The sequence below is a fragment of the Vibrio sp. Y58_MX_L22 genome (genome assembly GCF_024181865.1).
Taxonomy (GTDB): Bacteria; Pseudomonadota; Gammaproteobacteria; order Enterobacterales; family Vibrionaceae; genus Vibrio; species Vibrio alginolyticus.
In genome coordinates this window covers 1-24,788 of sequence record NZ_JAMZAN010000007.1, presented here as the reverse complement: position 1 = coordinate 24,788, position 24,788 = coordinate 1, and the positions used below count along the sequence as shown (strand labels likewise).

22 protein-coding genes are annotated in these 24,788 nt (G+C 46.4%); 12 read left to right on the top strand and 10 right to left on the bottom strand.

From position 1 onward, the window contains the following. Positions 1 to 55: 55 nt before the first annotated feature. Genes NL626_RS16440 through NL626_RS16430 form a run of 3 tightly spaced genes read right to left on the bottom strand, consistent with a single transcriptional unit; the run spans position 56 to position 3,430 of the window. Complete coding sequence (locus NL626_RS16440; protein ID WP_025553455.1) at positions 56 to 1,300, bottom strand: ABC transporter substrate-binding protein; 1,245 nt, start codon at positions 1,298 to 1,300, stop codon at positions 56 to 58. Between the two features lie 2 nt (positions 1,301 to 1,302). Then, positions 1,303 to 2,733 carry an ATP-binding protein gene (locus tag NL626_RS16435; protein WP_253657540.1) on the bottom strand — a complete coding sequence of 477 codons (1,431 nt, stop codon included), beginning with the start codon at positions 2,731 to 2,733 and terminating at the stop codon, positions 1,303 to 1,305. Continuing rightward, positions 2,723 to 3,430 carry a response regulator gene (locus NL626_RS16430; protein ID WP_005383484.1) on the bottom strand — a complete coding sequence of 236 codons (708 nt, stop codon included), beginning with the start codon at positions 3,428 to 3,430 and terminating at the stop codon, positions 2,723 to 2,725. Before NL626_RS16430 ends, NL626_RS16435 begins: the two co-directional genes overlap by 11 nt. A 247-nt stretch (positions 3,431 to 3,677) precedes the next feature. On the opposite strand from NL626_RS16430, the gene ptsG reads away from it, so the two are divergent. Then, on the top strand, positions 3,678 to 5,120 hold the full coding sequence (gene ptsG / locus NL626_RS16425) for a glucose-specific PTS transporter subunit IIBC (RefSeq protein WP_017447155.1): 1,443 nt from the start codon (positions 3,678 to 3,680) through the stop codon (positions 5,118 to 5,120). 95 nt (positions 5,121 to 5,215) lie between these two features. Here the strand turns inward: ptsG and NL626_RS16420 are convergent, their stop codons facing one another. After that, on the bottom strand, positions 5,216 to 5,662 hold the full coding sequence (locus NL626_RS16420; RefSeq protein WP_025551121.1) for a DUF302 domain-containing protein: 447 nt from the start codon (positions 5,660 to 5,662) through the stop codon (positions 5,216 to 5,218). A 227-nt stretch (positions 5,663 to 5,889) separates the two neighbouring features. Between NL626_RS16420 and NL626_RS16415 the strand changes: the two genes are divergently transcribed. After that, positions 5,890 to 7,881: a U32 family peptidase gene (locus NL626_RS16415; protein WP_253657539.1), complete on the top strand. Its 1,992-nt coding sequence runs from the start codon at positions 5,890 to 5,892 to the stop codon at positions 7,879 to 7,881. A gap of 30 nt (positions 7,882 to 7,911) precedes the next feature. On the opposite strand, the gene NL626_RS16410 is transcribed toward NL626_RS16415, so the two are convergent. Genes NL626_RS16410 through NL626_RS16390 form a run of 5 tightly spaced genes read right to left on the bottom strand, consistent with a single transcriptional unit; the run spans position 7,912 to position 12,783 of the window. After that, a complete protein-coding gene (locus NL626_RS16410; protein WP_253657538.1) occupies positions 7,912 to 9,561 on the bottom strand; it encodes a glycosyltransferase family 39 protein in 1,650 nt (549 codons plus the stop codon). Then, a complete protein-coding gene (locus NL626_RS16405) occupies positions 9,558 to 10,274 on the bottom strand; it encodes a class I SAM-dependent methyltransferase (protein ID WP_137282957.1) in 717 nt (238 codons plus the stop codon). The genes NL626_RS16410 and NL626_RS16405 overlap by 4 nt, the downstream gene beginning before the upstream one ends. Positions 10,275 to 10,287: 13 nt before the next feature. Beyond that, positions 10,288 to 10,665 (bottom strand): GtrA family protein, encoded by a 378-nt coding sequence (locus NL626_RS16400; RefSeq protein ID WP_130545677.1) that lies wholly within the window; start codon positions 10,663 to 10,665, stop codon positions 10,288 to 10,290. Next, positions 10,652 to 11,602 (bottom strand): glycosyltransferase family 2 protein, encoded by a 951-nt coding sequence (locus NL626_RS16395; RefSeq protein ID WP_005383496.1) that lies wholly within the window; start codon positions 11,600 to 11,602, stop codon positions 10,652 to 10,654. Before NL626_RS16395 ends, NL626_RS16400 begins: the two co-directional genes overlap by 14 nt. An 8-nt stretch (positions 11,603 to 11,610) precedes the next feature. Continuing rightward, positions 11,611 to 12,783 carry a glycosyltransferase gene (locus NL626_RS16390; RefSeq protein ID WP_250155371.1) on the bottom strand — a complete coding sequence of 391 codons (1,173 nt, stop codon included), beginning with the start codon at positions 12,781 to 12,783 and terminating at the stop codon, positions 11,611 to 11,613. A 266-nt stretch (positions 12,784 to 13,049) separates the two neighbouring features. On the opposite strand from NL626_RS16390, the gene NL626_RS16385 reads away from it, so the two are divergent. From NL626_RS16385 to NL626_RS16355, 7 genes are all read left to right on the top strand, one after another. Then, complete coding sequence (locus tag NL626_RS16385; RefSeq protein ID WP_005374689.1) at positions 13,050 to 13,295, top strand: DUF3297 family protein; 246 nt, start codon at positions 13,050 to 13,052, stop codon at positions 13,293 to 13,295. A 226-nt stretch (positions 13,296 to 13,521) separates the two neighbouring features. Next, positions 13,522 to 14,247, top strand: a complete 726-nt coding sequence (locus NL626_RS16380; RefSeq protein WP_213964025.1) for an ABC transporter ATP-binding protein — start codon at positions 13,522 to 13,524, stop codon at positions 14,245 to 14,247. Then, the gene (locus NL626_RS16375; protein ID WP_253657537.1) at positions 14,234 to 16,759 is read left to right on the top strand and encodes an ABC transporter permease; all 2,526 of its coding nucleotides are present in this window, start codon (positions 14,234 to 14,236) and stop codon (positions 16,757 to 16,759) included. The genes NL626_RS16380 and NL626_RS16375 overlap by 14 nt, the downstream gene beginning before the upstream one ends. Beyond that, positions 16,759 to 17,880, top strand: coding sequence for a lipocalin-like domain-containing protein (locus NL626_RS16370; RefSeq protein WP_253657536.1), 1,122 nt, complete (start codon positions 16,759 to 16,761; stop codon positions 17,878 to 17,880). The genes NL626_RS16375 and NL626_RS16370 overlap by 1 nt, the downstream gene beginning before the upstream one ends. Before the next feature lie 79 nt (positions 17,881 to 17,959). After that, complete coding sequence (locus NL626_RS16365; protein WP_038135740.1) at positions 17,960 to 18,226, top strand: DUF2999 family protein; 267 nt, start codon at positions 17,960 to 17,962, stop codon at positions 18,224 to 18,226. A gap of 189 nt (positions 18,227 to 18,415) precedes the next feature. Continuing rightward, positions 18,416 to 19,315: a GyrI-like domain-containing protein gene (locus NL626_RS16360; protein ID WP_213964023.1), complete on the top strand. Its 900-nt coding sequence runs from the start codon at positions 18,416 to 18,418 to the stop codon at positions 19,313 to 19,315. Between the two features lie 298 nt (positions 19,316 to 19,613). Continuing rightward, the gene (locus NL626_RS16355) at positions 19,614 to 20,711 is read left to right on the top strand and encodes an ElyC/SanA/YdcF family protein (protein ID WP_213964022.1); all 1,098 of its coding nucleotides are present in this window, start codon (positions 19,614 to 19,616) and stop codon (positions 20,709 to 20,711) included. Positions 20,712 to 20,788: 77 nt separating this feature from the next. Here the strand turns inward: NL626_RS16355 and NL626_RS16350 are convergent, their stop codons facing one another. After that, a complete protein-coding gene (locus tag NL626_RS16350; protein WP_064369558.1) occupies positions 20,789 to 21,211 on the bottom strand; it encodes an organic hydroperoxide resistance protein in 423 nt (140 codons plus the stop codon). Between the two features lie 137 nt (positions 21,212 to 21,348). Between NL626_RS16350 and NL626_RS16345 the strand changes: the two genes are divergently transcribed. From NL626_RS16345 to ahpF, 3 genes are all read left to right on the top strand, one after another. Continuing rightward, entirely contained in the window at positions 21,349 to 21,807 is a 459-nt protein-coding gene (locus tag NL626_RS16345; RefSeq protein ID WP_253657535.1) for a MarR family winged helix-turn-helix transcriptional regulator, read from the top strand. Positions 21,808 to 22,112: 305 nt separating this feature from the next. Next, the gene (gene ahpC / locus NL626_RS16340; RefSeq protein ID WP_005374632.1) at positions 22,113 to 22,670 is read left to right on the top strand and encodes an alkyl hydroperoxide reductase subunit C; all 558 of its coding nucleotides are present in this window, start codon (positions 22,113 to 22,115) and stop codon (positions 22,668 to 22,670) included. A 335-nt stretch (positions 22,671 to 23,005) separates the two neighbouring features. After that, a complete protein-coding gene (gene ahpF / locus NL626_RS16335) occupies positions 23,006 to 24,574 on the top strand; it encodes an alkyl hydroperoxide reductase subunit F (protein WP_005374617.1) in 1,569 nt (522 codons plus the stop codon). The last annotated feature ends 214 nt before the right edge of the window (positions 24,575 to 24,788 follow it).

Sequence of the window (24,788 nt, the reverse complement as noted above, 5' to 3'; positions counted from 1 at the left end):
TCAAGCCCCAATCATTGGGGCTTTTTTATTCCATCTCGGCACAAATTTATTGCCATTAACCGCTTTGCGAAATAGCAATAATGCGTTTTATCAGCTCGTCGGGTTCCATCTTGGGATTGCGGTAAAAACGGAAGATTTCCGAGTTTATCGCTTGCTGGGCAACCGGATTGACCGCCATCGAATCAATCATACTCGGCACAGCGAGGTTGTGTTTAACGCCGTAGTGAAAGTCTTGATATGACTGGACCTGACACGGATTAAAATCGCTGATGTCGATATCGGTACGTACCGGAATCGAGCCTTTTACCTTATTGAACTTAGCTTGAAACTCGACATCTGCCAGCGCGCTTGCGGTTTGCTGAGCCGCCTCGGCAGAAAACGACTTGCTCGACATAAACACCAAGCTGTCCATGTTGTAGAGGAATACACCATCGCTGTCAGGCGTTGGGTAACAGCCGACCTCTTGCGGGACTGAGACTTGATTGGCGAGCAGCTCACCTAAAATCCAATCTCCACCGATTTGAAACAGCGCTTGACCGTCGGCTAGCGCTTGTGTCGCCGTATCCCACTTACTGTCGGGTAATTGGTTGTCGATCAACAAACTGAGGCGGCGAAATTGCGTCAACGCTTGGCGCAGGGTATCACTGTCGATGCTGTCTCGCTCAAGTTTAACCATTGCATTGGTGTAGAACTCAACGCCGCCAGTGGAGATCACTAAGTTCTCGAAAAGTTGGGCGACTTGCCACGGCTGCTCACCGACCGCGATTGGCACGATGCCATTTTGCTTCGCAAGCTCCATGGCGGCGAACATTTCTTGCCAATTTTTCGGCGCGGAAAGATTCAGTTGTTTAAGCAGCTTGTGGTTGACCCACAGCCAGTTCAAACGGTGCAGCGTAAGTGGCAGGGCGATATAGCCGTTTTGTGTTTTGTTGATTTCAATAGATAGCGGGTAGAGCACCTCGTCCCAGCGCTGCTCATCGGCAACCGCGTTAACGTTGTGCAAAATACCGATGGCATCCCACGCTTTAATACTTGGCCCTTCGATTTGCGCGAAGCTCGGTGGATTGCCCGCCAGCGCGCGAGCTTGCAGTACCGTCATCGCGCTGTCGCCACCACCGCCTAACACTGGGCTTTGCAGCAGCTCTATATCGTGCTGTTTTAGCTGAGCTTTAAGTGTTTGCAGCGCTTGCTGCTCGCCGTCAGAAGTCCACCAATGTAAAAACTCTACCCCTTGTGGCGATTCAGCGTGAGCGACGCAAGGGGCGAGCAACAGTGGGAACAAGAATGCCAGTTTGTTCATAGTCAGTCTCTCGGGAAAGTCAGTGTGGCGCAGAGGCCGCCAAACTGAGAATGGCTCAGCAACAAGTTGCCGCCATGAGCCTTTGCAATACTCTGTGAAATGGTTAACCCTAGCCCACTGCCTTCTCTATCGTTGCTAGCGCGGAAGTATGGCTGGCAGAGCTTTTCAAGTAATAAATCGTCCACACCGTCACCGTGATCTTCAATGTCAATCTGGATCGACTCTGGGCTTTCACTCAGCGTAATGTCCGCTTGATGGCCGTATTTGAGCGCGTTATCGACCAGGTTCTGAATACAGCGCTTAATCGCTAACGGTTTACCAGCAAAGTGGGTGCGGATTTCGCCATGAATACGAATCTTGTCCGGCGCATCGGCGATATTGGAGGAAATGTGCTGAATCAGTTGGGTGAAATTGATCGGCTCGATTTCCTCGTGGATATCGGTCTCTTTAATGCATTGCAATGCGCCTTTGACCATCAAATCTAGGTCGTTACTCAGGCGGATAAAGCGTTCTCGGTCGGCGTCGTTATCTAGCATTTCCGCCCGCAGTTTTAGGCAGGCAATTGGCGTTTTCAGATCGTGGGAAATGGCACTGAACAGCATCTCGCGGTCTTTAATGTGGCTGTCGATGCGTCGATTCATCTTGTTAAACGCACGTACCGCCGCTTTCAGTTCGTTACTGCCTCGCTCAGAGACTTCGGGCACGTCTAGTCGGCTCGACATCAGGGTTGCGGCTTTTGCCAGCTCTCGAATTGGTTGAATTTCTTTGCGAACGATAAACCAGGTACACAGCAACAGCATTAGCGCGGACACCAATAGCGTCAGCCATTGGCGCAGCTCAAAATAGTTAGTCTCTAGGTTGATGTAAGGCGCGGGTAGCACCGCCGCGAGATAAAACCATTCGTTCTGCGCGACTTCGACCTGCATCACCAGAATGGGTGGATTGAGGTCACCAAACGAAAGCGAATAATGCGCCCACAATAGTGGCAGTTCATCAATAGGTAGCTCGTTGTTGAACACTTTGAGTTTGTCGCGCTGGGTGAACTCCACCTCGATATTAGGAATGCCGCTCAACTCGCTTTCTAATACCTCGCGAACTTGGTTGATGACCAACGTTTTGCGTTCGCTTTCTGGCAGCGGGTCGACGTCAATCTGGTGGTTGTTGAGTGAGACGAAAAAGCGCGTGCCGCCCATATTGCGTAGTTGATTGAGCACCAAGTGGCGATATTCAGAAGGGAGGGTTTGAAAGAAAGCGATGGTGGAAGAAGCGCTCAGTGCTAAACTTTTGACCGTGGTGGTCAGGCCTTCTTTATCGCGTTCGCTGGCGTGTTGATACCAGATAATTCCGGATAATACCTGCGCCAAAATGATCACCAGCAACAGGAACACACTGGTGCGAACGACCAGTGATCCCGTCCAGCGTTTAATTCTCATAATGCACGTCCGTGGTTAGCATGTAGCCTTTGTTACGCACCGTTAGGATCAGCGAGCGGTCTTTATCTTCAAGGTGATGACGCAAGCGGCTGATCTGCACGTCAATGCCGCGTTCAAACGGGTCGGCATCGCGTCCCCAGATCTCACGCGCAATATCATCGCGCGACAAGATCGATTGTGCGTGGTTGACGAACAAACCGAGCAGCGACAAATCCGCGCCACTCAGTTGCTTAACCTCGCGGCTAGCAACGTGGGTCAGTTGCCGGGTTACGGTATCTAATAACCAATCGTCAAAACGCACTTTACGCGTCAGTTTGCTATTGGCGGTCGATTGGCTGCGTCTCAGAATCGTTTTGATGCGCGCGAGCAGTTCACGCGGACTGAATGATTTGGTGATGTAGTCGTCAGCGCCCATTTCTAGCCCTGCGACTCGGTCGGCTTCTTCAGTGACGGCGGTCAGCATGATGATCGGGATATCGGAATTTTTGCGCAGTTTCTGGCACAGGGTAAAGCCGTCTTCACCGGGCATCATAATATCGAGGATGATTAAATCAGGATGGTGATCGTTGAGCAGTTGCCACATCACGCCGCCGTTTTCCGCGCAAAGCACTTCAAACCCTGCGCGGCCAAGGTAATCTGACAACGCTTCGCGAAGGTCGAGGTTGTCATCGACGACCAGTATCTGCTTGTTTTCCATCCTACTTTCCCTGTGCCTGTGCTTAGCGCTGGCCAATATGATGCATTCTTAAACGCCCATGCACAATCGAGCCGATTACAATTTTCACTTCTCAGTGTAAGAGATTTGTAAGCGGCCACTTACAAACTGATTGCCTTTTGTAACCTTAGGCGCCGCCTTGCTCGCTATGATCATCCTGACCTTACGTGAAACAACATGACCTGAAGGAATCAGGTCCTACAACACTGGCATTCGTCAGGAGGAAACCATGTTTGCAAGTATATTTGGACAACTACAAAAAATAGGGCGGTCGTTGATGCTGCCTGTGGCGGTGTTACCAGTGGCTGGCTTGATGCTGGGTATTGGTAACGCGGGTTTTGCGTTTATTCCAGACGCGGTCAACAAAGTGATGCTCGCCGCCGGTGAAGGCGTGTTCGGCAACATGCAGTTGATGTTTGCGGTCGGTGTGGCGCTCGGGTTATCAAAAGGCAATGACGGTGCGGCTGCGCTCGCAGGCTTAGTTGGCCTAATTATTATGAACGCATCGCTCGGTATCGTGACTGGCCTGCGCGGCCTAGAAACTGACGCCACGATCATGGGCGTTGAGACGCTGCAAACCGGGGTGTTTGGCGGCATCTTTATCGGTGCGGTGGCGGCAATCATGTACAACCGCTTCTACAACATCAAACTGCCGGAATATTTGGGCTTCTTCGCGGGTAAGCGATTTGTGCCCATTGTCACCGGTCTATCGGCGATCGTCGTTGGTGCGATTCTCGCGTTTGCATGGCCACCTGTCGGACAACTTCTTGATGCATTTTCTCATTGGGCAGCGTACCAAAACCCTGTTCTCGCGTGGGCGGTTTACGGCGCAGGCGAACGTTCATTACTCCCGGTTGGTTTGCACCACATCTGGAATGCGCCGTTCTTCTTCGAAGTCGGCAGCTATGTAGACCCAGAAACAGGCAAAGAGTTTACCGGTGAGCTCACTCGCTTCTTCGCAGGCGATAAAACCGCAGGTTATCTGTCTGGTGGCTTTATGTACTCCATGTGGGCGCTACCAGCAGCGGCACTGGCGATTTACCACTGCGCGTCTCCTGAGCGTAAGAAAATCGTCGGCGGTTTGATGATGTCTGCGGCGTTGACCTCTTGGTTAACTGGTATCACAGAGCCAATCGAATTTACCTTCCTATTCGTCGCGCCAGTGCTGTACGTAATCCATATTTTCCTAACTGGTATTGCGTTTGCGATCACCGCATTTTTGGAAATCAAACACAGTACTGACTTTGCGCACGGCGCGATCCAGTTCTTCCTTTACTACCCAATGTCGAGCAACGCGTGGATGTTCATCATCATCGGTCCAATCTGGGCGACGCTGTACTACGGCTTGTTCCGCTTCCTAATTGTGAAGTTGGATCTGAAAACGCCGGGCCGTGAAACCGACATTGCAGAAGTGAAGATTGCCGGACAACCTGATGAAATTGCGGTGGATGTAGTCGCTGCATTGGGCGGCAAAGCCAATATCAAGTCAGTCGATGCGTGTATCACCCGTCTGCGTGTCTCGGTGAAAGACATTGCCAACGTTGATGTTGCTAAGCTAAAAGCACTCGGCGCGCGAGATGTTTTAGTGATTGGCGACAGTTTACAAGCGATTTTTGGTACGCAGTCTGACTCAATTAAGTCAGAAGTGCACAGCGTACTCGCCACCTCCTGATCTTACCTCCCCCAATCTAGGTAAGATTTGCCAACCTCCTTGTGAGGTTGGCTTTTTCGTTTTCGGAGTAAAAAAAGCGAAGCCAATAACCAGCCCTACTTCGCCGCCGCGTTGGTTAAATTGCCCAGCACGCCGCTGATTTTGTTCAATGCCTCGTCACAGCCTTCAATATGATGGCGCTGCTTTAAATACATAGGATCGTTATAAGCTAACCACGTTTTGCCTTCATCATCTTCATACACCAACACTTTTTGGGGTAAATCGAGCGCCACTTCCTGCGCACAGATCATCAGTGGCGTGCCTACTTTAGGGTTTCCAAACACGATAACTTCGGTTGGTCGCAACGTCATATCGACTTTCGTGGCATTCTCTTGATGGTTAATGCGCGCAAAGACGTTCAACCCTTTTTCTTGCGCGATAGCGACAAATTTATCCGCCGTATTTTTTGCTGAATGCGTGCTCGCAACGGTTACCACACCCTCCCCAGCCAATGCACTCAATGACGTCAACGCCACGACCAACCCAATGATTACTTTTTTCATTTGTCGTCCCTTCCTCTCTCTGAGTCGAAAACTAGATATAGAAAAACCAAGTATAGGAAAACTATAGAAGTCAGATTCCGCTATCGCGAATTGCACTCTACCCACTCAAGAGTCGACCGTGTAACACGGATTAATTGATTCAGATTAATAAAGCATTAACTAGCCGAGCATCAAAAGCGTGAAATACGTAACATTTGCAGCCTATTTTAGTAAGAAAGAGAAAAGTAGTGACACGCGATCAATTTGAGTTATTAGCACCCGGTGGTGATTTAGATTCCATCAAAGCCGCCATTGCCGCTGGCGCCGATGCAATTTACTGTGGGCTCGACCGCTTCAATGCTCGTAACCGAGCGACCAACCTCACCTTAGATAACTTAAATGGCGTGTTAACGTTAGCCCATCAGCACAGCTGTAAGATTTTCCTAACGTTGAATGTGCTGATTTTAGAAAGTGAAATTCCAGCGATTGTTCGCTTACTCAGCCAACTGAACACCACCAAAATCGATGGCGTGATCGTACAAGATCTCGGTCTGGCCTACATTCTCAAACATCACTTTCCCGATTTGGATGTGCACGCTTCAACGCAACTGAACACGCATAACGAAGGTCAGATCCTCTTTCTCAACCAGCTCACCGCAAGCCGAGTAAACTTATCTCGCGAACTTAACATCAGTGAGATAAAACATCTGGCGCAATTTGGTCGCGAGCACAACGTAATGATGGAAGTGTTTGTCCACGGCTCATACTGCATCGGATTCTCCGGAATTTGCTACATCAGTTCAGCTCGCAATGGCGCATCAGGTAACCGTGGACGCTGTAGCCAACCTTGTCGCGAACAGTACGAAACGACCAAAACAGGCAACAACTACCCATTCAATATGAAAGACAACTCCGCCTTTGGGGACTTGAAAGCGCTTGCCGATGCTGGCGTGTATTCCTTAAAAGTGGAAGGACGAATCAAGAAATCGCACTACGTCTATACCGTGGTCGACAATTGGCGTCAGCAAATCGATCGCTTGTGCGAAGGTTTGGAACTCTCTGAAGACACCACAGAGTTATACACGGTGTTCAACCGTGATTTCTCCAACGCATTTTTGCAAGGCGATTTCGGCAAGGCGATGTACATCGACAACCCGCGCGACCACGCTGTAAAGCATTTTTCGAAGGTTTATCAATGCCAGTCTGCTGATGATGTGCAAGCGGTGAAAAAGAAACTCTACGACGACAAAACCGCGATCATTGAGAAAGTGGCAGAGCAAACTAAGTCGTTCGATGTCACTTCGACACAAGTATCCGGCAGCAGCTTGAAAGGATCGATTGATGTGCCAACTCTGCCAACGTTACCTCAACCAGAACCTCGCCAAGGTGCGCCAAAATTATCGGTTCTGATCTCGTCAGCACAGGAAGCCATGCTGTGCGAATACCGCGACATTGATGTTTACTATCAACTGCCAATGGGATTGTCTGGTGAACTGAACGCGATGATTGAGTTGTTCCAAGCCAATCCAATGCTCAAACCTTGGTTCCCAGCCATTTTGATTGGCGAAGACTATCACGCCGTGCGCGTATTTTTGGAAACCATCCAACCTGAGTTGTTGATCACCAACAACTCAGGCGTCGGCATGATCGCAAAAGAGCTCGGCTTAGGCTGGGTGGCAGGCCCACAACTGAACACGGTGAACTCATACGCGTTTAAATGCCTTCAAGACGAGTTCGCGGCAAGTGGCGCGTTTGTTTCTAACGAGCTGAATATGAAGCAGATGCGTCACATAAAGCGTCCGAAAAACATGCGCAGCTTCTACAGCATTTATCATCCAAATACCCTACTCACGAGCCGCCAATGTTTGTTCCAACAAACCGAAGGATGCCGTAAGGTGAAGGTCAACAAAGGTTGTTTGAAACGCTGTGATAAACGCACGTCTATCATCAACTTAAAAGACAATCCTTACGTGGTGCAAAAGCAGAAAGGCAGCCACAATTCGATCTACAGCGAACACAACGTCTTAAACCTGCAAGTGCTGCACGATCTGCCTCAATTATTTACCGATGTGTTGATCGATTTGCGTGATATCCAGACCGAAACGAAAGTCTCAGCAAGCAAACCTGAGTTGATTGACGCGTTCTTAGCTCTACTTGAAGAACACAGCGAACAAACCGTCCAAACGCTGAATGCCATGATTCAACCAACAGCCAACGCGCAGTATTTGAAGGGGTTGTAGGGGAACAAAACTAGGTTCTACAACTTTTTGCTAAGGGCCAAACAAATAGGGGGAACTCTCAGGATTGCTTTGCCTGAGCGCCTCAATGCCAAGGTGAGAAAAATACCAATGAAGAGTACAAGTACCATCTTGGGACATCAGTGTATACGCTCCGGAGTTGAGCCATATCTTGTCTCCGACAGACACACCAACACCATCAATAAAGCAACGGTTCAAGCGATCACTCTCAAGCACGTACCAACCCGAGCGCAATAAATCGCCTCGAACACTAGATTGTGTTTTTAACCCAAGAGTCAGAATAAACGGAGCAATAGATACATAGTGTTGCCGAAGAGCATCACGGTCCTCCTCTAATAACCAATCAGGAATTCGATAACTTTCGACGATGAGTATCGGCTTTACTGCACGAATTTCCTGCCAAACGTCATACTGACCCCGATAGTAGTTGTCTATCTTGATCGCAGATGTTCGCCAATGATAAGTAGATGGACGAAAAAGACCTATTCCTTCATAGGCAAAGACAGCGTCGTCAACTTGCGTGTGCCTTTCTATGAATGTTTGTAGGGCGACTTGGTGCTGATTATTATGTTGTACCGGATAGTGGAGGATACGAGCAATCACAATCAAGAATAGTACGATACAAGTGACGACCGTCCCTTTCGACCACTCCCGAGTAGATGAAACAACGTACTGGATTGAGAACGCAACAAATACCGCAAGTATAGGGTAAAGTGTGACCAAGTTATATGCATGATAGTGGGGGTTAGCCAAAACCGACAACACAGCTAATATAACCAAAGCTATCAAAAACTGAGCTTGCTTAAACGAAAGTACTTTCCACTTACCGACACATATTCCCACTCCTATGAGAGCAAACAGCCAATAAACAATATCATGTAAAAAGTACTGTATCAGTACATCAACCTTCAGAGAGTTTGCGTCACTAACATGCGATGTCGAATACAGAAATAAATCAAACGTCGTGTACAAAAACAGTTCAAGTGAAGAGATTCCAACGGTCGCAACAAACAAAGCCATGCAAGAGATAATGCCTAACAAAAGCGCACTGACATCCAAGACAAAGTCACGTGCGGAGCGCTTTTGAATTAGCCGAATAAGCCCGAAGAGCCCAATCACTACGCCAATCAAAATCGCCTTAAATTTGAAGAGTATCGCAAGCCCGAATAATAACCCCACCCAAAACAATTTATGAGCATCACTTCCTGGGCACACATACAACACAATGATTATTTGTAACCAAAGAAAAAGAATAACGAGGTCAGGACGAAGGTCAATGCCACGCATCACCATCGCAGAAGAGGCAAAGAGCAATAACAATGTAGTGAGTGCAATATTGACTGTAAATATTTGGCGAAGAAGCACATAGACTTGCCAACCTATCGCCAACAAAAACAAAACAAAAAACGAACGAAAAACGTAAATAAGCTCGAATCGTTCGCCAAAGAAAAAGTAAACTGGCGTCATCCAATCAAAAAGCAAAGTATAGCTATCAACATTGAAGTCAAGATTCGGCCGTTTCCCAACGCTCATTAACCATGTGGTATAAAGCGCCATGTAATCATCATTAACGAGCGCGAGATTGAATATGATGTAAACGTAAAAACCGAATAACAGACTTAAGTTAATCCCAAGTAGCCATCTAACTCTTGCTTCACTCATCGCTTCTTAAGTATCCAAACTTGTTTCGTTTTGAGTAAACTCGGCCAAATTGACTCAAGCCATATCAACGGGCGCATTAAAATGCCTGGAATAAAGTTATAGACAAAGCTAGGAAAGAGCAGGATCACTTGAGAGTCTATAACCTCGAAACCGTGTGCATCTGCCAGCTTGTAAATACTAGATGTGCTATTGGTGTAAACATCTCCTCCTAGCTGTTCAGAAAAAAGTCGGGTCCAAGTTCGCGGAGACCACCTTAGGCTATCAAAAATAAGATATCCTTCTGGTGCAATTACCCGTTCAAACTCCGAAAACAACCGATCTTGATCATCGCAATGAAACAGAAAACGACTAGATAATACTACTGAAAACTGCTGCTCTGGATATGTCGTTGAATAGATGTCTTGTTTAGAAAAATGTGTTTTTTGGAACAAAGGGTTCTCGTAACAAACTGCGAGCATCTCATCAGAGTAATCTGCCGCATAAACCTGTTGAAAGCCAGACGCCGTAATAGTTGGAAGCATTCTTCCCGTGCCACAGGGTATATCTAGAATTGACTCTTGCAAGGAGCAGATATTAAGAAACTGTGAAAACAAAGACACTTCAGACTGATGTACAAATTGTCCACCAACATTTGAAAAACGTAGATCTTCATACTTTTTCACCGTTTCAGAATCACTGTAGAAATCTTGTTTTTCTTGCCGATTCGTTTTCATAAGTCACCTCTTTTCAGCGCTGAAACAAATGAGCTTGATTAAAGACGATGCGTTTCATTAATAGATATACAATTGGGAAACGAATCAACACGACCAAAATCTGCGAAATGAGAACATGAATGCCTACAATACTTTTAAAGATATAAAGCAGCAAAACACTCAAGAACAATGATCCTGCCGTTATGGTGATGAATTTAAAAAAGCTTCTTACATTTGTACAAACAGAAAACGTATATATTGAGTTCATGATGTAACTAAAGGCAGAACCCACTAAAAAAGACAAAACAGAAGATGTCAAATAATAGACATCAAAATAAATAAGAACACAAAAAACGAGGTAACTGACCAGAGTATTCATGATACCCACTGAACCAAACTTAACTATCTTCATCGCTACTCTTTATATTCCTTGTGTAACGAATAATGTAGTCGGGTCGGTCTTGACCTTGCTCGAAAATTCGCCCGACGTAAGAGCCGATTAAGGCAATAAAGAACAATAAAATCCCTGAGAAAAAGACTTGGAAAAAGATGATTGATGTCCAACCATCGACAGTTGTGCCAAAAACGAACTTACTTACTAGTGCTTTGGTGAGATATAACAAGCCAAGTGACCACATCAATGTTGAGATAACAAACATCAGTTGAATAGGAAAGCGGGAAAAATTAAGTACCGCGTCTGACGCTAAAGCAAACATCTTGGTAAGTGAATACTTCGTTTCTCCTGCATGTCTACCATCACGTTCATATTGAATAATGGTTTGATTAAATCCGATAATGGCAAAAATACCCCTCAAGTATTTGTGCTTCTCTCGGTAACATGAAATGGCCTCTCTAACTGGCTTAGTAAATGCTCGAAAATCACCGCAATCTTCAATTAAATTAGCGGGAGAAGTGAGGGATAAAAAGCGGTAAAACAATTTTGCACTAATTAGCTTAAAAGCGGTTTCATTTCTTCTCGACAAGCGTTGGGCATGGACGATATCAAAGCCTTTATCGATCTCTTTTAAGAACTGTGTAATAACTTCTGGGGGATCTTGAAGATCAATATCAATGGTAATATTAATATCTCCAGTTGCAGCTTCGATTCCAGCAAACAAAGCGGTTTGCTGCCCTACATTCGCAGCAAGATGCACGATCACTAATCGTTCATCCGCCATAGCCAGCTTGTCTAAAATTACTGCACTTTTATCAACACTAGCATCATTAACTACAACAAACTCAAACAAATACTGATCGTATTGCTTAGCAATTTCGCACAAACGCGAGTAATACTCCTCGATGACAGACTCTTCATTAAAACACGGAGCGATAAAGCTAATTTTATCCATACTCCCTCCTACCCAAGGCCGAGTGTTCGCGTATAGCCAGACACAAAACTTTCTAACGTATAACGAACTTTAAACTGCTCTATTTGATTTCTAGACATCTGGTCAAGTTGACCTAACTTAAAACCGTTCTCTATCGCACTTGCACTCGCTTCTAAATCATCCAGATCAATTTCAATGGCATTAGAACCAAATTGAATAACATCCGATAATTGCTCGAAATCAGGAATCGCAATCGGTAATCCGCAAGATACCGCCTCCACGATTAGGTTAGGTGTTAGGCTCGTTCCGACACATGTCCTTAGTGGTAAAACCAACAAATCTGCACTCGCCATCTCAACTGAAATATCAATGCTCTCTTTAAATTCTATTTGGTGATGTAGCTCATGTTTAGAAACAAGTTTCTCTATATTTGCTTGGTCGCCGAAGCCACTGAGACAGAGCGTTAGGTCAAAATCGATACATTCTCGCTTCTTTAGTATTGCAGCCAATTCAATTAAAGCGTCAACGCCTTTTGATGGCTTAGAATGCCCGATATAAAGTAAAGACATTCTTTGTGTCTGCTTTGCAGGATTAGGTCGCGAAAAGTGCTCAGAAAAAACCCCATTTTGAATGAAATATACTGGCAAATGAGACAGAGAAGATAACTGAAATTTCTGGTAGTTACTGTGCACAATCGCTTGACAAAAATTGTCTAACAAACGCTTGTATAAAGGCGCACTGATAAACGAATTAAATAGAAGTAAATGTAAATACTTAAACCAATTCCGAAAAAAATAATGCTTGTTATTACGGACCTCGTCTAAGGTCAAATATGACTGCCAAATGGATAAAGTCGTCTGCTTTTGATATCGAGATTTTAAAAAGAAAAAAACCACCAATAGTTCTACAGGCGTAGCAATGTGTAGGTTAACCTTCGCACTGTTGGTTTTCTCGAGCAGCCTGTTGAGCTCTCTACATAAGTAAATTAGATTCATCAGCCCCTCAAACAGAGATTCATATCGACTCTCATTACGAAAGGTATGTTGTTCAACCTTAATATGAGAACGAAACTCAGTTGGAGAAACAGTGACAACATGATGTCCATTCTCAGTTAAGCACTGCGCTAAATTGACGAAGTTTTTACTCATTGCTTCTTTTTGATCACTTCGAAATCTAGCGATAGCTAAGATCACAAGTTCCATTTGTTTTCCTAATACTTATCGCACCTAATAACCATAGTATAAACAACGAGAACCTGAGAAACTGTTTACTAGTAAGAGAATCAAAATGATAAAAAGATAATGATTGAATTAGTTTTAAAAGGGCTCACCGAAAGAGCAAAAGGAGATAGATAAAAATCAGGGCTTTATTGCAGTTCGGTCCATTAAAACCAGTCACAATCCTTGAACACTCGCCTTGCACTGACTACAATGACGCACTTTTTTTAATGACTTCAAGGTCACACAAAATGACAGATACAGCTAAACCAGCTCTACCAGATCGCCTAGCGGGTAACCCACGTAGCCCATTCTTCATCAAAGAATGCTTCGAGCACCAAATCGGTATTCGTATCAACGGCCAAGAGCGTACTGACGTAGAAGAATACTGCATCAGCGAAGGTTGGGTAAAAATTGCTTCTCCTAAAGCAAAAGACCGTTTCGGTAACCCAATGCTAATCAAGCTTAAAGGCGAAGTTGAAGCGTACTACGTGTAAGCTGACCACGCTGAATATATTTGAAAGCTCGAGTTTGACTCGGGCTTTTTTAATGCCTGTCATATCCCTTCCTCATTTAATCTCTTCCCTCTTATTTTCAGTACAAGTTATTAAGAAATCGATGTAAATCGCTGTTTTTATCTGATTGTTGTCTAAAGTTTCTAAAGAACGAACTGCAACAGCGATTGCCAAAAGAAACGACACCTTTTGAATACACGGAGAGGAAATGGAAAGCCCACTTGTTACACTCAAACACGCCAGCAAAAGCTTTGTTGATGGCAAAGAGACACACCGCGTGTTGGAAGGCGTCGACTTTACGTTGAACACAGGAGCGAGTGTTGCGCTGACGGGCGCCAGTGGTAGCGGCAAAAGTACCCTACTCAATATCATCGCTGGCTTTGAGCCGCTTTCCGAAGGTGAATTGTGGTTAGATGGCGATAACACGGCGACTTGGAAAGACCCACAATGGAGCCGATTTCGACACCAAAAACTCGGTGTTATCTTTCAGCAATTCAACCTATTAACGCCACTCAACGTGCAGCAAAACATCGCCTTCCCTCTGCATTTGAATCAACAGAAATGGAACGACTGGTGCGATTATTTGGTCGAGACTCTGGGCATCAGCCAACTGCTCGATAGACATGTTTCTGCCCTTTCCGGTGGTCAACAACAACGAGTCGCTATTGCGCGCGCCTTAGCACACAAACCTAAACTGCTACTTGCTGATGAACCCACAGGTAACCTCGACCAAAAAGCGGGGTTAGAAGTGATGAAGCTACTCAGTGAAATCACTACCCAAGGCAATACGGCAGTGCTGTTAGTCACCCACAGCCCTGAATGCGCTGAGTTTATGAAAACCCCGTTACGCTTAAAAGATGGGCGATTGGATAATAGTCAGCTACAGAACAGTCATCAAGTAAACAAACATGAGCTTCGCCATGAAGCAAGCTAAGCAACCAAATACCAGATTCACTCATACTCGACTCGCCCTGAATCTATTTGCAGCGCACTATCGGCAGGCGCCACTGCAAGCCGCCGCAATTCTGATCGGTATCGTGCTGGCTGTGACCTTGTTTGTTGCGGTGCAAGCCATCAACCTTAATGCCAAGCGCAGTTATGCGGAATCTACCGAACAGCTTAGCGCACAAGCTCAGAACTTAATTATTCCACCAGCAGGGCAAAACTATCTACCCGAATCGCTCTATTTCACCCTTAGACAAAACGGGCTCAGTGCGGCGCTACCTGTAATCGAAGGGCGAGTGAGAGATGAACAAGGTCGACGTTGGTCAGTGCAAGGTAGCGAGTTGATTGCCGCCATCTCATCACGTTCGCGGTATTCTGCAAACGGAAAGTCATCAGAAAACCAACAAAACGTGTCTTTGTTCGACAGTGCTTTACCTTTGCCTGAGCTTTTAGCTGGCAAGCCCATCGTGATGATGAGCCAATCTCAACATCAAAATCTAGGAGAGGTACAAACCCTAACTCTGGACGACATTCCAACCCAAGTGGTGGTGCTACCTGACGAATGGCAGTTAGGTAGCCGAATGTTGATGGACATTGGCTTTGCCCAGCAACTGCTCAACAAACAGGGACAGCTCAGTTACATTGCGGTTTTCCATTCGGGTGATAAAGGGAATAAAGACACGCAAGCAAATTGGCAAAGCATCATTGGTGAACAAGGACAATGGATTTCCAACAATCAAAGCACAGACCTTGGCTCGCTGACCGACAGCTTTCACCTCAATCTCACAGCAATGAGCTTACTTGCCTTTTTAGTCGGGCTGTTCATTGCCTACAACGGCGTAAAATACAGTTTGCTGAAACGCAATCGTCTGTTAGTACAAATCCAACAGGCAGGTGTTGCGCCGAGCATTGTGTTCTCTGCGCTGTTAGTTGAACTCTCTCTTCTCGTTACCATCGGTGCTTCCCTCGGTTTTGTATTGGGCATGCAGCTCAGCCATTGGTTGCATCCGACCGTAGCACTGACTCTAGAACAACTTTATGGTGCGACACTGCTGCCCGGCACTTGGCAATGGCAATGGTGGGCGCAAGCCCTGCTGCTCACATTAGCCGCAACCATATTGGCATGTTGGCAGCATTTTAAACAGCGAGTGCGCCAGCCGCTCTCTTCTCATGGCGGATTTTATCAAGCACCTGAAGCCTCTAACGAAAACCAATTGTTCTTGATAGGTGCTGCGTTGACAACTCTCGCTCTCGCAGGGTTATGGCTGAGTGAACACCACCGCTTCACCATGGCGTGGCTCGGCGTGCTTGTGGTGTCGATTCCTTTGTATCTACCCAAAACACTCAGCGTATTAGCCAATTGGTGTGAAAAGCGCACCAGTTCTGGTTTGATGCAGTATCTGTTTGCTGAGCTGCGCGAGCTGATTTCTCCGCTTTCTCTCGCCATGATGGCACTGCTGCTCGCCGTTACTGCCAATATGGGGATGAACACCTTAGTGGGCAGTTTTGAATCCACCCTAAAACAGTGGTTAGAACAAAGGCTGCACGCCGATATTTACGTCAGTCCTGCGCAAGGAGAAATCGCTGATGTAGAGCGCGCATTAGGACAGTTCGACAAGGTTGAGACCGTCTACAAGCAATACTACGTCGACGATAACCTTAAAGGCTTACCGATTTTGCTTGGCACCAAAGACAAAGACACCTTTGAGCAAACCATGGTGTTCAAATCGCATTTGGAGAACTTCTGGCAGCGTTTTTACCAAGGTGAGTTGGTCGCCATCAGTGAACCAACCGCAGTCAAACTGGGTTTATCACTGGGTAGCGAGCTCACGCTTGATGCCGTTCCAAATAAGAACCTACTTGTGGGTGCGATATTCCATGATTACGGCTCACCCAACGGTGAAGTCTTATTAGCACCAAAGTTATGGCAAGAGAGTGGCTTTACCGACCTGCCAACAAGCCTTGGTATTAAAGTCTCGGGGGACCCACAAATCGTCTACGAGCAACTGCGTGAACAATTGAATCTGCATCCAAGTCAGCTCTACGATCCGACGCAAATCAAATCCATCGCGTTGGATATTTTCTCGCAGACCTTCGCCATTACGCGCGCGCTCAACGGTGTGACTTTGCTGGTCGCCGTGATTGGTTTGTTCAGTGCTTGTTTCATGTTACTCGACGCGCGCAAAGCCGCCATTGCAAGGCTGTATGCACTTGGTGTTAGTCGCCGTAAATTAATGGCCATGGTAGTCGGGCAGATCGTCGCTTTGGTCAGTTTTACCCTGGTTATTGCCCTGCCCCTCGGCGCCATGGTGGGTTATGTACTGACAGACATCGTCACCTTACGTGCTTTTGGTTGGAGCTTAAATTATCTGTGGAATTGGAGTGATGCCCTCAGTATTGCAGCGATCACCATATTGGTGGCGGTGATTGCGACCTTGATTCCGCTGTGGCGATTGGTCAGTAAGCCTGTCGTGTCCAGTTTGCAAAGCGAGGTATTGTGATGGTTCGATTAGCAAACAAACTTACTCTGCTCATAAGCGGCTTGATCCTATTTGGATGTGAAGATCCCCAACAAAAAAATATGGGCACGCAAAATATGGGTACGTTGCTGGGCAGTGGAGATACACAAAGCGAGAGCAACCTTTTCACACCCGTAGAAAAAGGGGTTGAACTGACCTTCCCATCAGACCATCAAGCGCACCCGAATTTTCGTCATGAATGGTGGTACTTAACCGCTAACTTAATTGATGAAGATGGCAACCCACTTGGCGTTCAATGGACACAATTTCGCTTTGCTGCTGCGCCGCCGGGCGAAGATGACGTGAAGAAAACCGAGTGGCAAACTCAGCAAATCTACATGGCACACAGCGCAGTCACGACCGCGGACAAACACTACGCCGATGAAAAATGGTCACGCGCTCAAGCCTCTCTCGCTGGCGTCGACACTTCACCATTTCGGGTTTACCTCGATGATTGGCAGTGGACTTCTTCAAGCAACGACCTCTTCCCTGCTACGCTAAATGCCAATTCAGAGCAGTTTGGCTACTCACTAAAACTGACCAGCAGCGCACCGTATCAAAAGCAAGGCGAGCAAGGGTACAGCACCAAAAGCGCCGATGGTCAGGTGGCTTCGTATTACTACAGCCAACCGTTTATTGATGTCTCCGGTGAAGTTACGATCGACGGCGAAATCCATCAAGTGTCGGGCAAAGGCTGGATAGACCGAGAGTGGAGCTCGCAATTCTTACTCGACTCACAACAAGGCTGGGACTGGTTTGCCCTAAGGTTGAGTGACGAAACCAGTTTGGTGGTATTCCAATTGCGGGTTTCCAAAACCGGATCAGCCAGTTACTCCAATGCAAGGCTGATGCACCAAGAGGGCTCTGGCATTGCTATCCCACAAAAAGACATTCAGTTAAAGGCGACTAAGCAATCAAAAATCCAAGGGCGAAAGTATCCAACCCAGTGGCAAGTGTCGATTCCTAACCAGCAAATCGAGCTTACCGTTTCTGCTCTCAACCCGAACGCGAAAATGCCCCTTTCCGTGCCTTATTGGGAAGGCCCAGTACGTATTGAGGGCTCTCATTCTGGAACAGGTTATATGGAGCTAACAGGGTATTGAAATATTGAGCGGAAGCCCCAATTATTCTGCTAGAACAAATACTGGCAACCAAGTCATACACTGATTGAAAGGAAATATGATGAACCCAATTATCGCCTTGCTGAAAGAGAACAACATCAGCGATGAACAGATCAACGAAATCTTCCAGACTCTGACGCAGAACCCGCTTGCGGCAATGGCAACCATCAGCCAACTAGGTCTGCCACAAGAGAAGCTACAAATGCTGATGGCACAAGTGATGCAAAACCCTGCGCTCATCAAAGAAGCCGTCGACGAACTGGGCTTAGACTTCTCTAAAGTTGAAGAAGCAAAAGAGAAACTTCAGAGCCAAAACCAAGGCAACTAATTCTTCGCAATTAAGTCTTAGCCATTTAGCGCTCAATCAAGAAAAAGCCGTTCGCCCGGACATTGGGGTTAACGGCTTTTTGCGCTCTAAGCTCAACCAACTTCTATCACGCATTTCTCACTACCCACTCTTGAAACATTGATTCAATTCGGTAGGCTTTGAGCAACCCTAGCAAGGATGAGCTAACCAATGCGCGTTGATTACCAAAAAAGACTATTGCCTGTTATTCGCTATCTAGAAACGCATTTTAACGAGCCGTTAAATCTGCCAGAGGTCGCCGCGCTTGCCAATCTTTCACCGTATCACTTTCATCGCACCTTTAAAGCAGTTCAAGGTGAAACGCTGGCGGATTTTATTCGCAGACTGCGTTTAGAAGCCGCGGCAGATGAGCTATTTAAATCCAAGCAACCGGTTTTAAATGTCGCACTAGAATATGGATTTTCTAGCTCCCAAAGCCTAGCGAAAGCGTTCAAACAGCATTTTGGCGTGACCCCTACTGCATTTCGAGATTGCGATAACTATCAAGAGTTTGCCTTACTGGCTCGAAACAGCAAGATTGGACACACCTTGCGCAAGAATGGAAACGAAGTATCAACAAGCGATCCATATACTGGCTCTACACCAACAACATGGAGCAGCACAATGGAAACGCAAAACTTTGAAAAATCAAAACTGGCTTACATTCGCGTAAACGGCCCTTACGGCCAAGGTTATGAAGAGCCATCTGGCCGCTTGTATCAATGGGCAGGGATGAAAGGCTTGGCAGGAAATACCTGCATCTTCATCTACCATGACAACCCAGAAATCACCCCTGATGAGAAGTGTCGTACCGACATCTGCTTGATGGTGCCTGAAGATACAGAAGTGCCAAACGGTATTGAACTGCAAGACTTCCCCGGCGGTCAATATGCGGTGATGCGCCAACACATTACTGACCCGAGCCAATACTCAAAAGCGTGGGATGATGTCATGAGCAAGGTAATTGAATCCGGTATTGAGAACGACGATCGTCCTTGCTTTGAGCTTTACCACAGCTTCGACCCACAAACGCACCATGCAGACGTTAGCTTCTGCACTGCCATCAAATAAACCAAAAGCCTGCATCGTTGCAGGCTTTTTCATTTCTTACTCTGGTTGCTTAAATTCGTTCTTCCAAACGCTGTTTATCTTTTAATCCAATTACTTAGAACACGAACGAATACCTCAATATTTTCGTGATCCTACTTCGCGTTTTGACCACGCGCGCTCATTCGCTCGGCTGAGTTGGGATTCATTTCACAGATTATTCATGAAGCGAACCTAGACTGAAAAAATTCTATCGACCCCGTTCGACCTACAACGCTAGGCACAATAAAAACTAGGTACTACAGCACCTCTAGGACATTCCATGAAGAAGAACTTACTTGCTATTGCTCTTGGTAGCGTAATTGCGCTGACTGCTGCCCCATACTCTATCGCGGCTAACGATGCTGCTGTCCAATCTTCCGCCGATTACTCACAGATCGTCACTAAACGCCAGGTTGTCGACCAACTTCTCAACGACGCAGTACAAGCATTCAAATCCCCTGCGCGTATCTCGCATGCGGGTTTTACCGCCAAAATGCCGAGCAACATGGAGATTGTTACCGACCGCTTACTAGAAGCATACAAACTTGAGCCGTACCGTACTGACCTACTGATTTCTGCAGCAAACGCGCAGATCTACAACAAGAATGCAGACCGCGCGATTGAACTGTTTGAACAAGCCCTTTCTGTCGCACCAGACGATGTGGATTTGCACGCTTACTTAGCGGTATGGCAACGCTTTGAGGGCAACCAAGCGGAATCAGCGAAACACATGGCGACGCTCACGAAGCTCAATGCAGGTAAAGCCGCAGACATCCAACGCATCTTCGACACCGTAGACCGCGTACTTGCGACGCCACTAAAAGAGAAAGCCGACAAAGGCAAACTGGATGACAAAGGCGCAATCGTCACGTTGGGATACGCGCTGAACCCAGATGGTTCTATGCACCAGATCTTAGTTGAGCGTTTGGAAACCACGCTAGCAATTGCAAAAGCAAACCCAGACGCGTTGATCGTATTGACGGGTGGCGTACCGAAGAACCACAAAACGGAAGGCAAGTTAATGGCAGATTGGCTGATTGAAAAAGGCATCAGCAAAGATCGAATCATTGAAGAAAACTACGCCACCAGCACGGTAGGTAACGCCCTATTCAGCAGCTACGCATTGGCACGTCATAACATCAAACACGCGACCATCATAAGCTCAGCGAGTCACGTACGCCGTGGTCAAACCTTGTTTGAAATCGCAAGCTGGCAAACTGGACCACAAGACATCACTTTTGACACAGTGAGCTACCCAGACAAGCCACTGAAAGACTTAGCCAAAGCCAGCGATGGCGAACTGCTTGGTATCTACCGCGATGCACTGCGTACTTACGGCATGTGGAGTTACCGCTCTTACCCGCTAGAGTCGCGTTAAGTACTCTCGACTCATACCAATCAAAAAAGCCTGCGTACTTGCAGGCTTTCTTGTCTTTGTGCAGTGATAAGAACCGCTTAAATTGCTTCGCCGTTTACCGTTACTACCACATCAATGTTGCCACGAACTGCGTTTGAATATGGGCAAACTTGATGTGCAATGCGCGTTAGCTCTAGCGCTTGTTCTTGTGGCATGTCTAGCTCTACCGCTAGGCTAACTGTCAGTGCAAAGCCGCCGTTATCGTTAGGACCGATGCCCACTTCCGCTGTTACGGGTGCGCTTTTCAGGTTTACTTTACCTTCACGCGCTACGTGCAAAATCGCGTTAGAAAAACACGCTGAATAACCCGCTGCGAAAAGCTGTTCTGGGTTAGTTGCTGCGCCTGTGCCGCCCATTTCTTTCGGGTATGACAGCTCTAGATCGAGAAGACCGTCATCTGTTTTTACTTGACCATTACGACCAGCCAAAGCGGTAGCTTGAGTTTTGTATAGAGTAGTCATGCGAGTGTCCTTCTTAATTTAAGTTGCGCACAATTTAATTGCTTGCAATCTTAAATCGAAGTAAAGATCGTTTGCAACTATATTGTGCACAATTTATTTTATGACTCTCTTTCTCTATGAGCAGGTAGGCAACGCCAATGAGCCAGTGTTACACCGACAACACCATGACCGACGACGATAAACTCTTACTCGAAAACCAAGTTTGCTTCCCGCTTTATAGTGCAGCAAATGCGGTGATCCGAGCTTACCGCCCGTTGCTGGACGAGCTTGATCTGACTTATTCGCAGTACTTAGTGATGATGGTGCTGTGGGAGAGAGACGGTGCCAGCGTAAAAGAATTAGGGTCACAACTGCATTTGGACTCAGGCACACTTACGCCGCTACTTAAACGATTAGAAGCAAAAGGCTATGTAGAGCGTGGTCGCAGTGAAACCGATGAGCGTGTTCGCGTACTCAACCTAACAGAACAAGGTCGTGATCTTAAGGAACAAGCCAAGTCAGTGCCAAACGCCATGATGTGTAAAATCACCTTAGAGCTAGATGAAATGATCATGCTGAAGAAGTTGTGCGGCAAAGTGCTCGACAATCTGGGCTAAGAAGATAGAAGCATCCGCTTCCACACTTCCTATTAGAAAGAGCCTGCCGAGATGTAGGCTCTTTCGATCTTAGCGAGAAGATCTACTCAAAGTCATCATCGGTATTCTCTATTACTAATCTGCGTTCATCTTCAATAAAACCTATCAAAGCAAACTCACTTACATCGGATTTCCCTATCAAGTGAAATAGGAAATGGCTATCAATAGGATAGCTACAAGCGATTTTCCTTAAACACACTCCGATGAGAATATACTTTCCGAAAGCAACAACAGCTCAGCTTAAAACATTCAAAGGAAAGTAAATTATGATTAATACTCAAATCAAACCATTTGCAGCTACAGCGTACAAAAACGGCGAATTCGTTGAAGTAACAGAACAAGACGTTCTAGGTAAATGGGCAGTATTCTTCTTCTACCCAGCAGACTTTACGTTTGTATGTCCAACAGAACTGGGCGACCTAGCAGACCACTACGAAGAGCTACAAAAACGTGGCGTAGAAGTGTACTCAGTATCAACTGATACACACTTCACTCACAAAGCATGGCACGACAGCTCAGACACAATCGGTAAGATTCAGTACTACATGCTTGGCGACCAAACAGGCAACATCACAAACAACTTCGGTGTGATGCGTGAAGGTCAAGGTCTTGCAGACCGCGCTACGTTCCTAATCGACCCAGAAGGTACTATCCAAGCAATGGAAATCACTGCTGAAGGTATCGGTCGTGACGCAGAAGACCTACTACGCAAAGTGAAAGCAGCTCAATACGTAGCAGCACACCCAGGCGAAGTTTGCCCAGCTAAATGGAAAGAAGGTGAAGAGACACTAGCTCCATCACTAGACCTAGTTGGTAAAATCTAAGCCACTGAAATTTAAGTTCTAATCAGATCCCGATTTCCTTTTTCTGATTAGAACTGAATTAGAGAGCACTTCAGGTTAGATACCTTGACGACCTTCTGCCTGATTTGCTCTCTCCCCCTCAGGTTTTATCTACAGTAACCACTTTTTATTACCTATCTGAATAAGTAGGTGTGCAGTAATTGCGTAGAAAAAATCGTTTAGAACCAGGCATAGATTTTCGATAGCTAGTTACTCTAACTACAAAATCTATAACGCAGTTATCAACGATTTTAGCTAGCAAGAATGAACAAATACTTGTTTTGATTGGTAACTATTTAATTAAGGTAGTAACAACTATGTTAGACCAAGCGATCCAACAACAACTCAAACAATATCTGGCTAATGTAAAAGAAGAAGTTCGTTTAGTGGTTAGTCTAGATGAAAGCAAAGCATCGAATGACATTTTGTCTCTAGCGAACCAAATCGCAGAGATGAGCGACCTAATCACCGTTGAACGTGACGACAACGCAAGCGCACGTAAACCAGTGATGGCGGTAACTAACCCAGCAAAAGGCACAGCACTACGCTTTGCAGGCTTGCCAATGGGTCACGAATTTACCTCTCTAGTATTGGCACTGCTTCACTCTGGCGGTCACCCAATCAAACTAGAACCGGAAGTGATTGAGCAAATCGCAGCACTAGACAAAGATCTAGACGTAGAAATCTTCATTTCACTGTCGTGTCAAAACTGTCCGGACGTGGTTCAAGCGTTCAACATGATGGCGGCGATCAACCCGAAAGTAAAAGCAACCATGATCGACGGTGGTTTGTTCCAAGATGAAGTGAAACAACGCGACATCATGGCAGTACCAAGTGTATTCGTGAACGGTGAGCTATTCGGTCAAGGCCGTATGTCTCTGACTGAAATCCTAAACAAAGTGGATGACGGCGCGAGCGAGAAAGCGGCGAAAGCACTAAGCGAAAAAGACCCATACGATGTACTTGTTGTCGGCGGTGGCCCTGGTGGTAGCGCAGCTGCTCTTTATGCTGCTCGTAAAGGTATTCGCACTGGTGTTGTTGCTAAACGCTTTGGTGGTCAGGTTATGGACACCATGGCAATTGAGAACTTCATTTCGGTAAAACGTACTGAAGGTCCAAAACTGGCAACTGACCTAGCAGAACACCTAAAAGAATACGACGTAGACGTCGTGACTGAGCAACAAGCTGAGAAGCTAATGGGTGCAGCACACACAGAAGATGGTTTGATTCACATCCAACTTGAAAGCGGTGCAACACTGAAGAGTAAGAGTGTCATCTTAAGCCCTGGTGCACGCTGGCGTGAAATGAACGTTCCGGGTGAGCAAGAGTACCGCAACAAAGGTGTCGCGTACTGCCCACACTGTGACGGTCCACTGTTCAAAGGCAAGAAAACTGCAGTTATCGGTGGTGGTAACTCAGGCATCGAAGCAGCTATCGACCTTGCTGGTATCGTAGAGCACGTAACGGTTCTTGAATTCGCAGACGTACTTCGCGCAGACCAAGTGCTTATCGACAAAGCGAACTCACTACCAAACGTAGACATCATCACGATGGCGCAAACAACAGAAGTAGTGGGCGACGGTACTCGCGTAACAAGCTTGAAGTACAAAGACCGCAACACAGATGAAATCAAAGAGATTGAATTATCAGGTATCTTTGTTCAAATCGGTCTAGTACCAAACACAGAATGGCTAAAAGATTCAGAAGTAGCCCTATCTGAGCGCGGCGAGATTGAAGTCGGTAGCCGTGGCGATACTAGCTTAGAAGGTGTGTTCGCAGCGGGTGACGCAACAACCGTTCCTTACAAACAGATCATCATTGCGATGGGTGAAGGTGCAAAAGCAAGCTTAGGCGCATTTGACTACCTAATCCGTAAGCAAGGTTAATCTCCAATTTCTTGAGCACAAAGCGCACGGTGCTGTGTTTTCTTCCCCGGAAAACCAATCGGGGCACCGTGACAGCGATGAGTAACAAGAAATAAAGTAAATTACCACCTTCTAAAGAAGGTGGCTTTGTGTGAGCCCCCTAAAAGGGGGCCTTTGTTTAGTCCAGCGCCAATTGCTGCTGCTCTACTCGCTCTTGCTTCTCTTGATGTCTTAC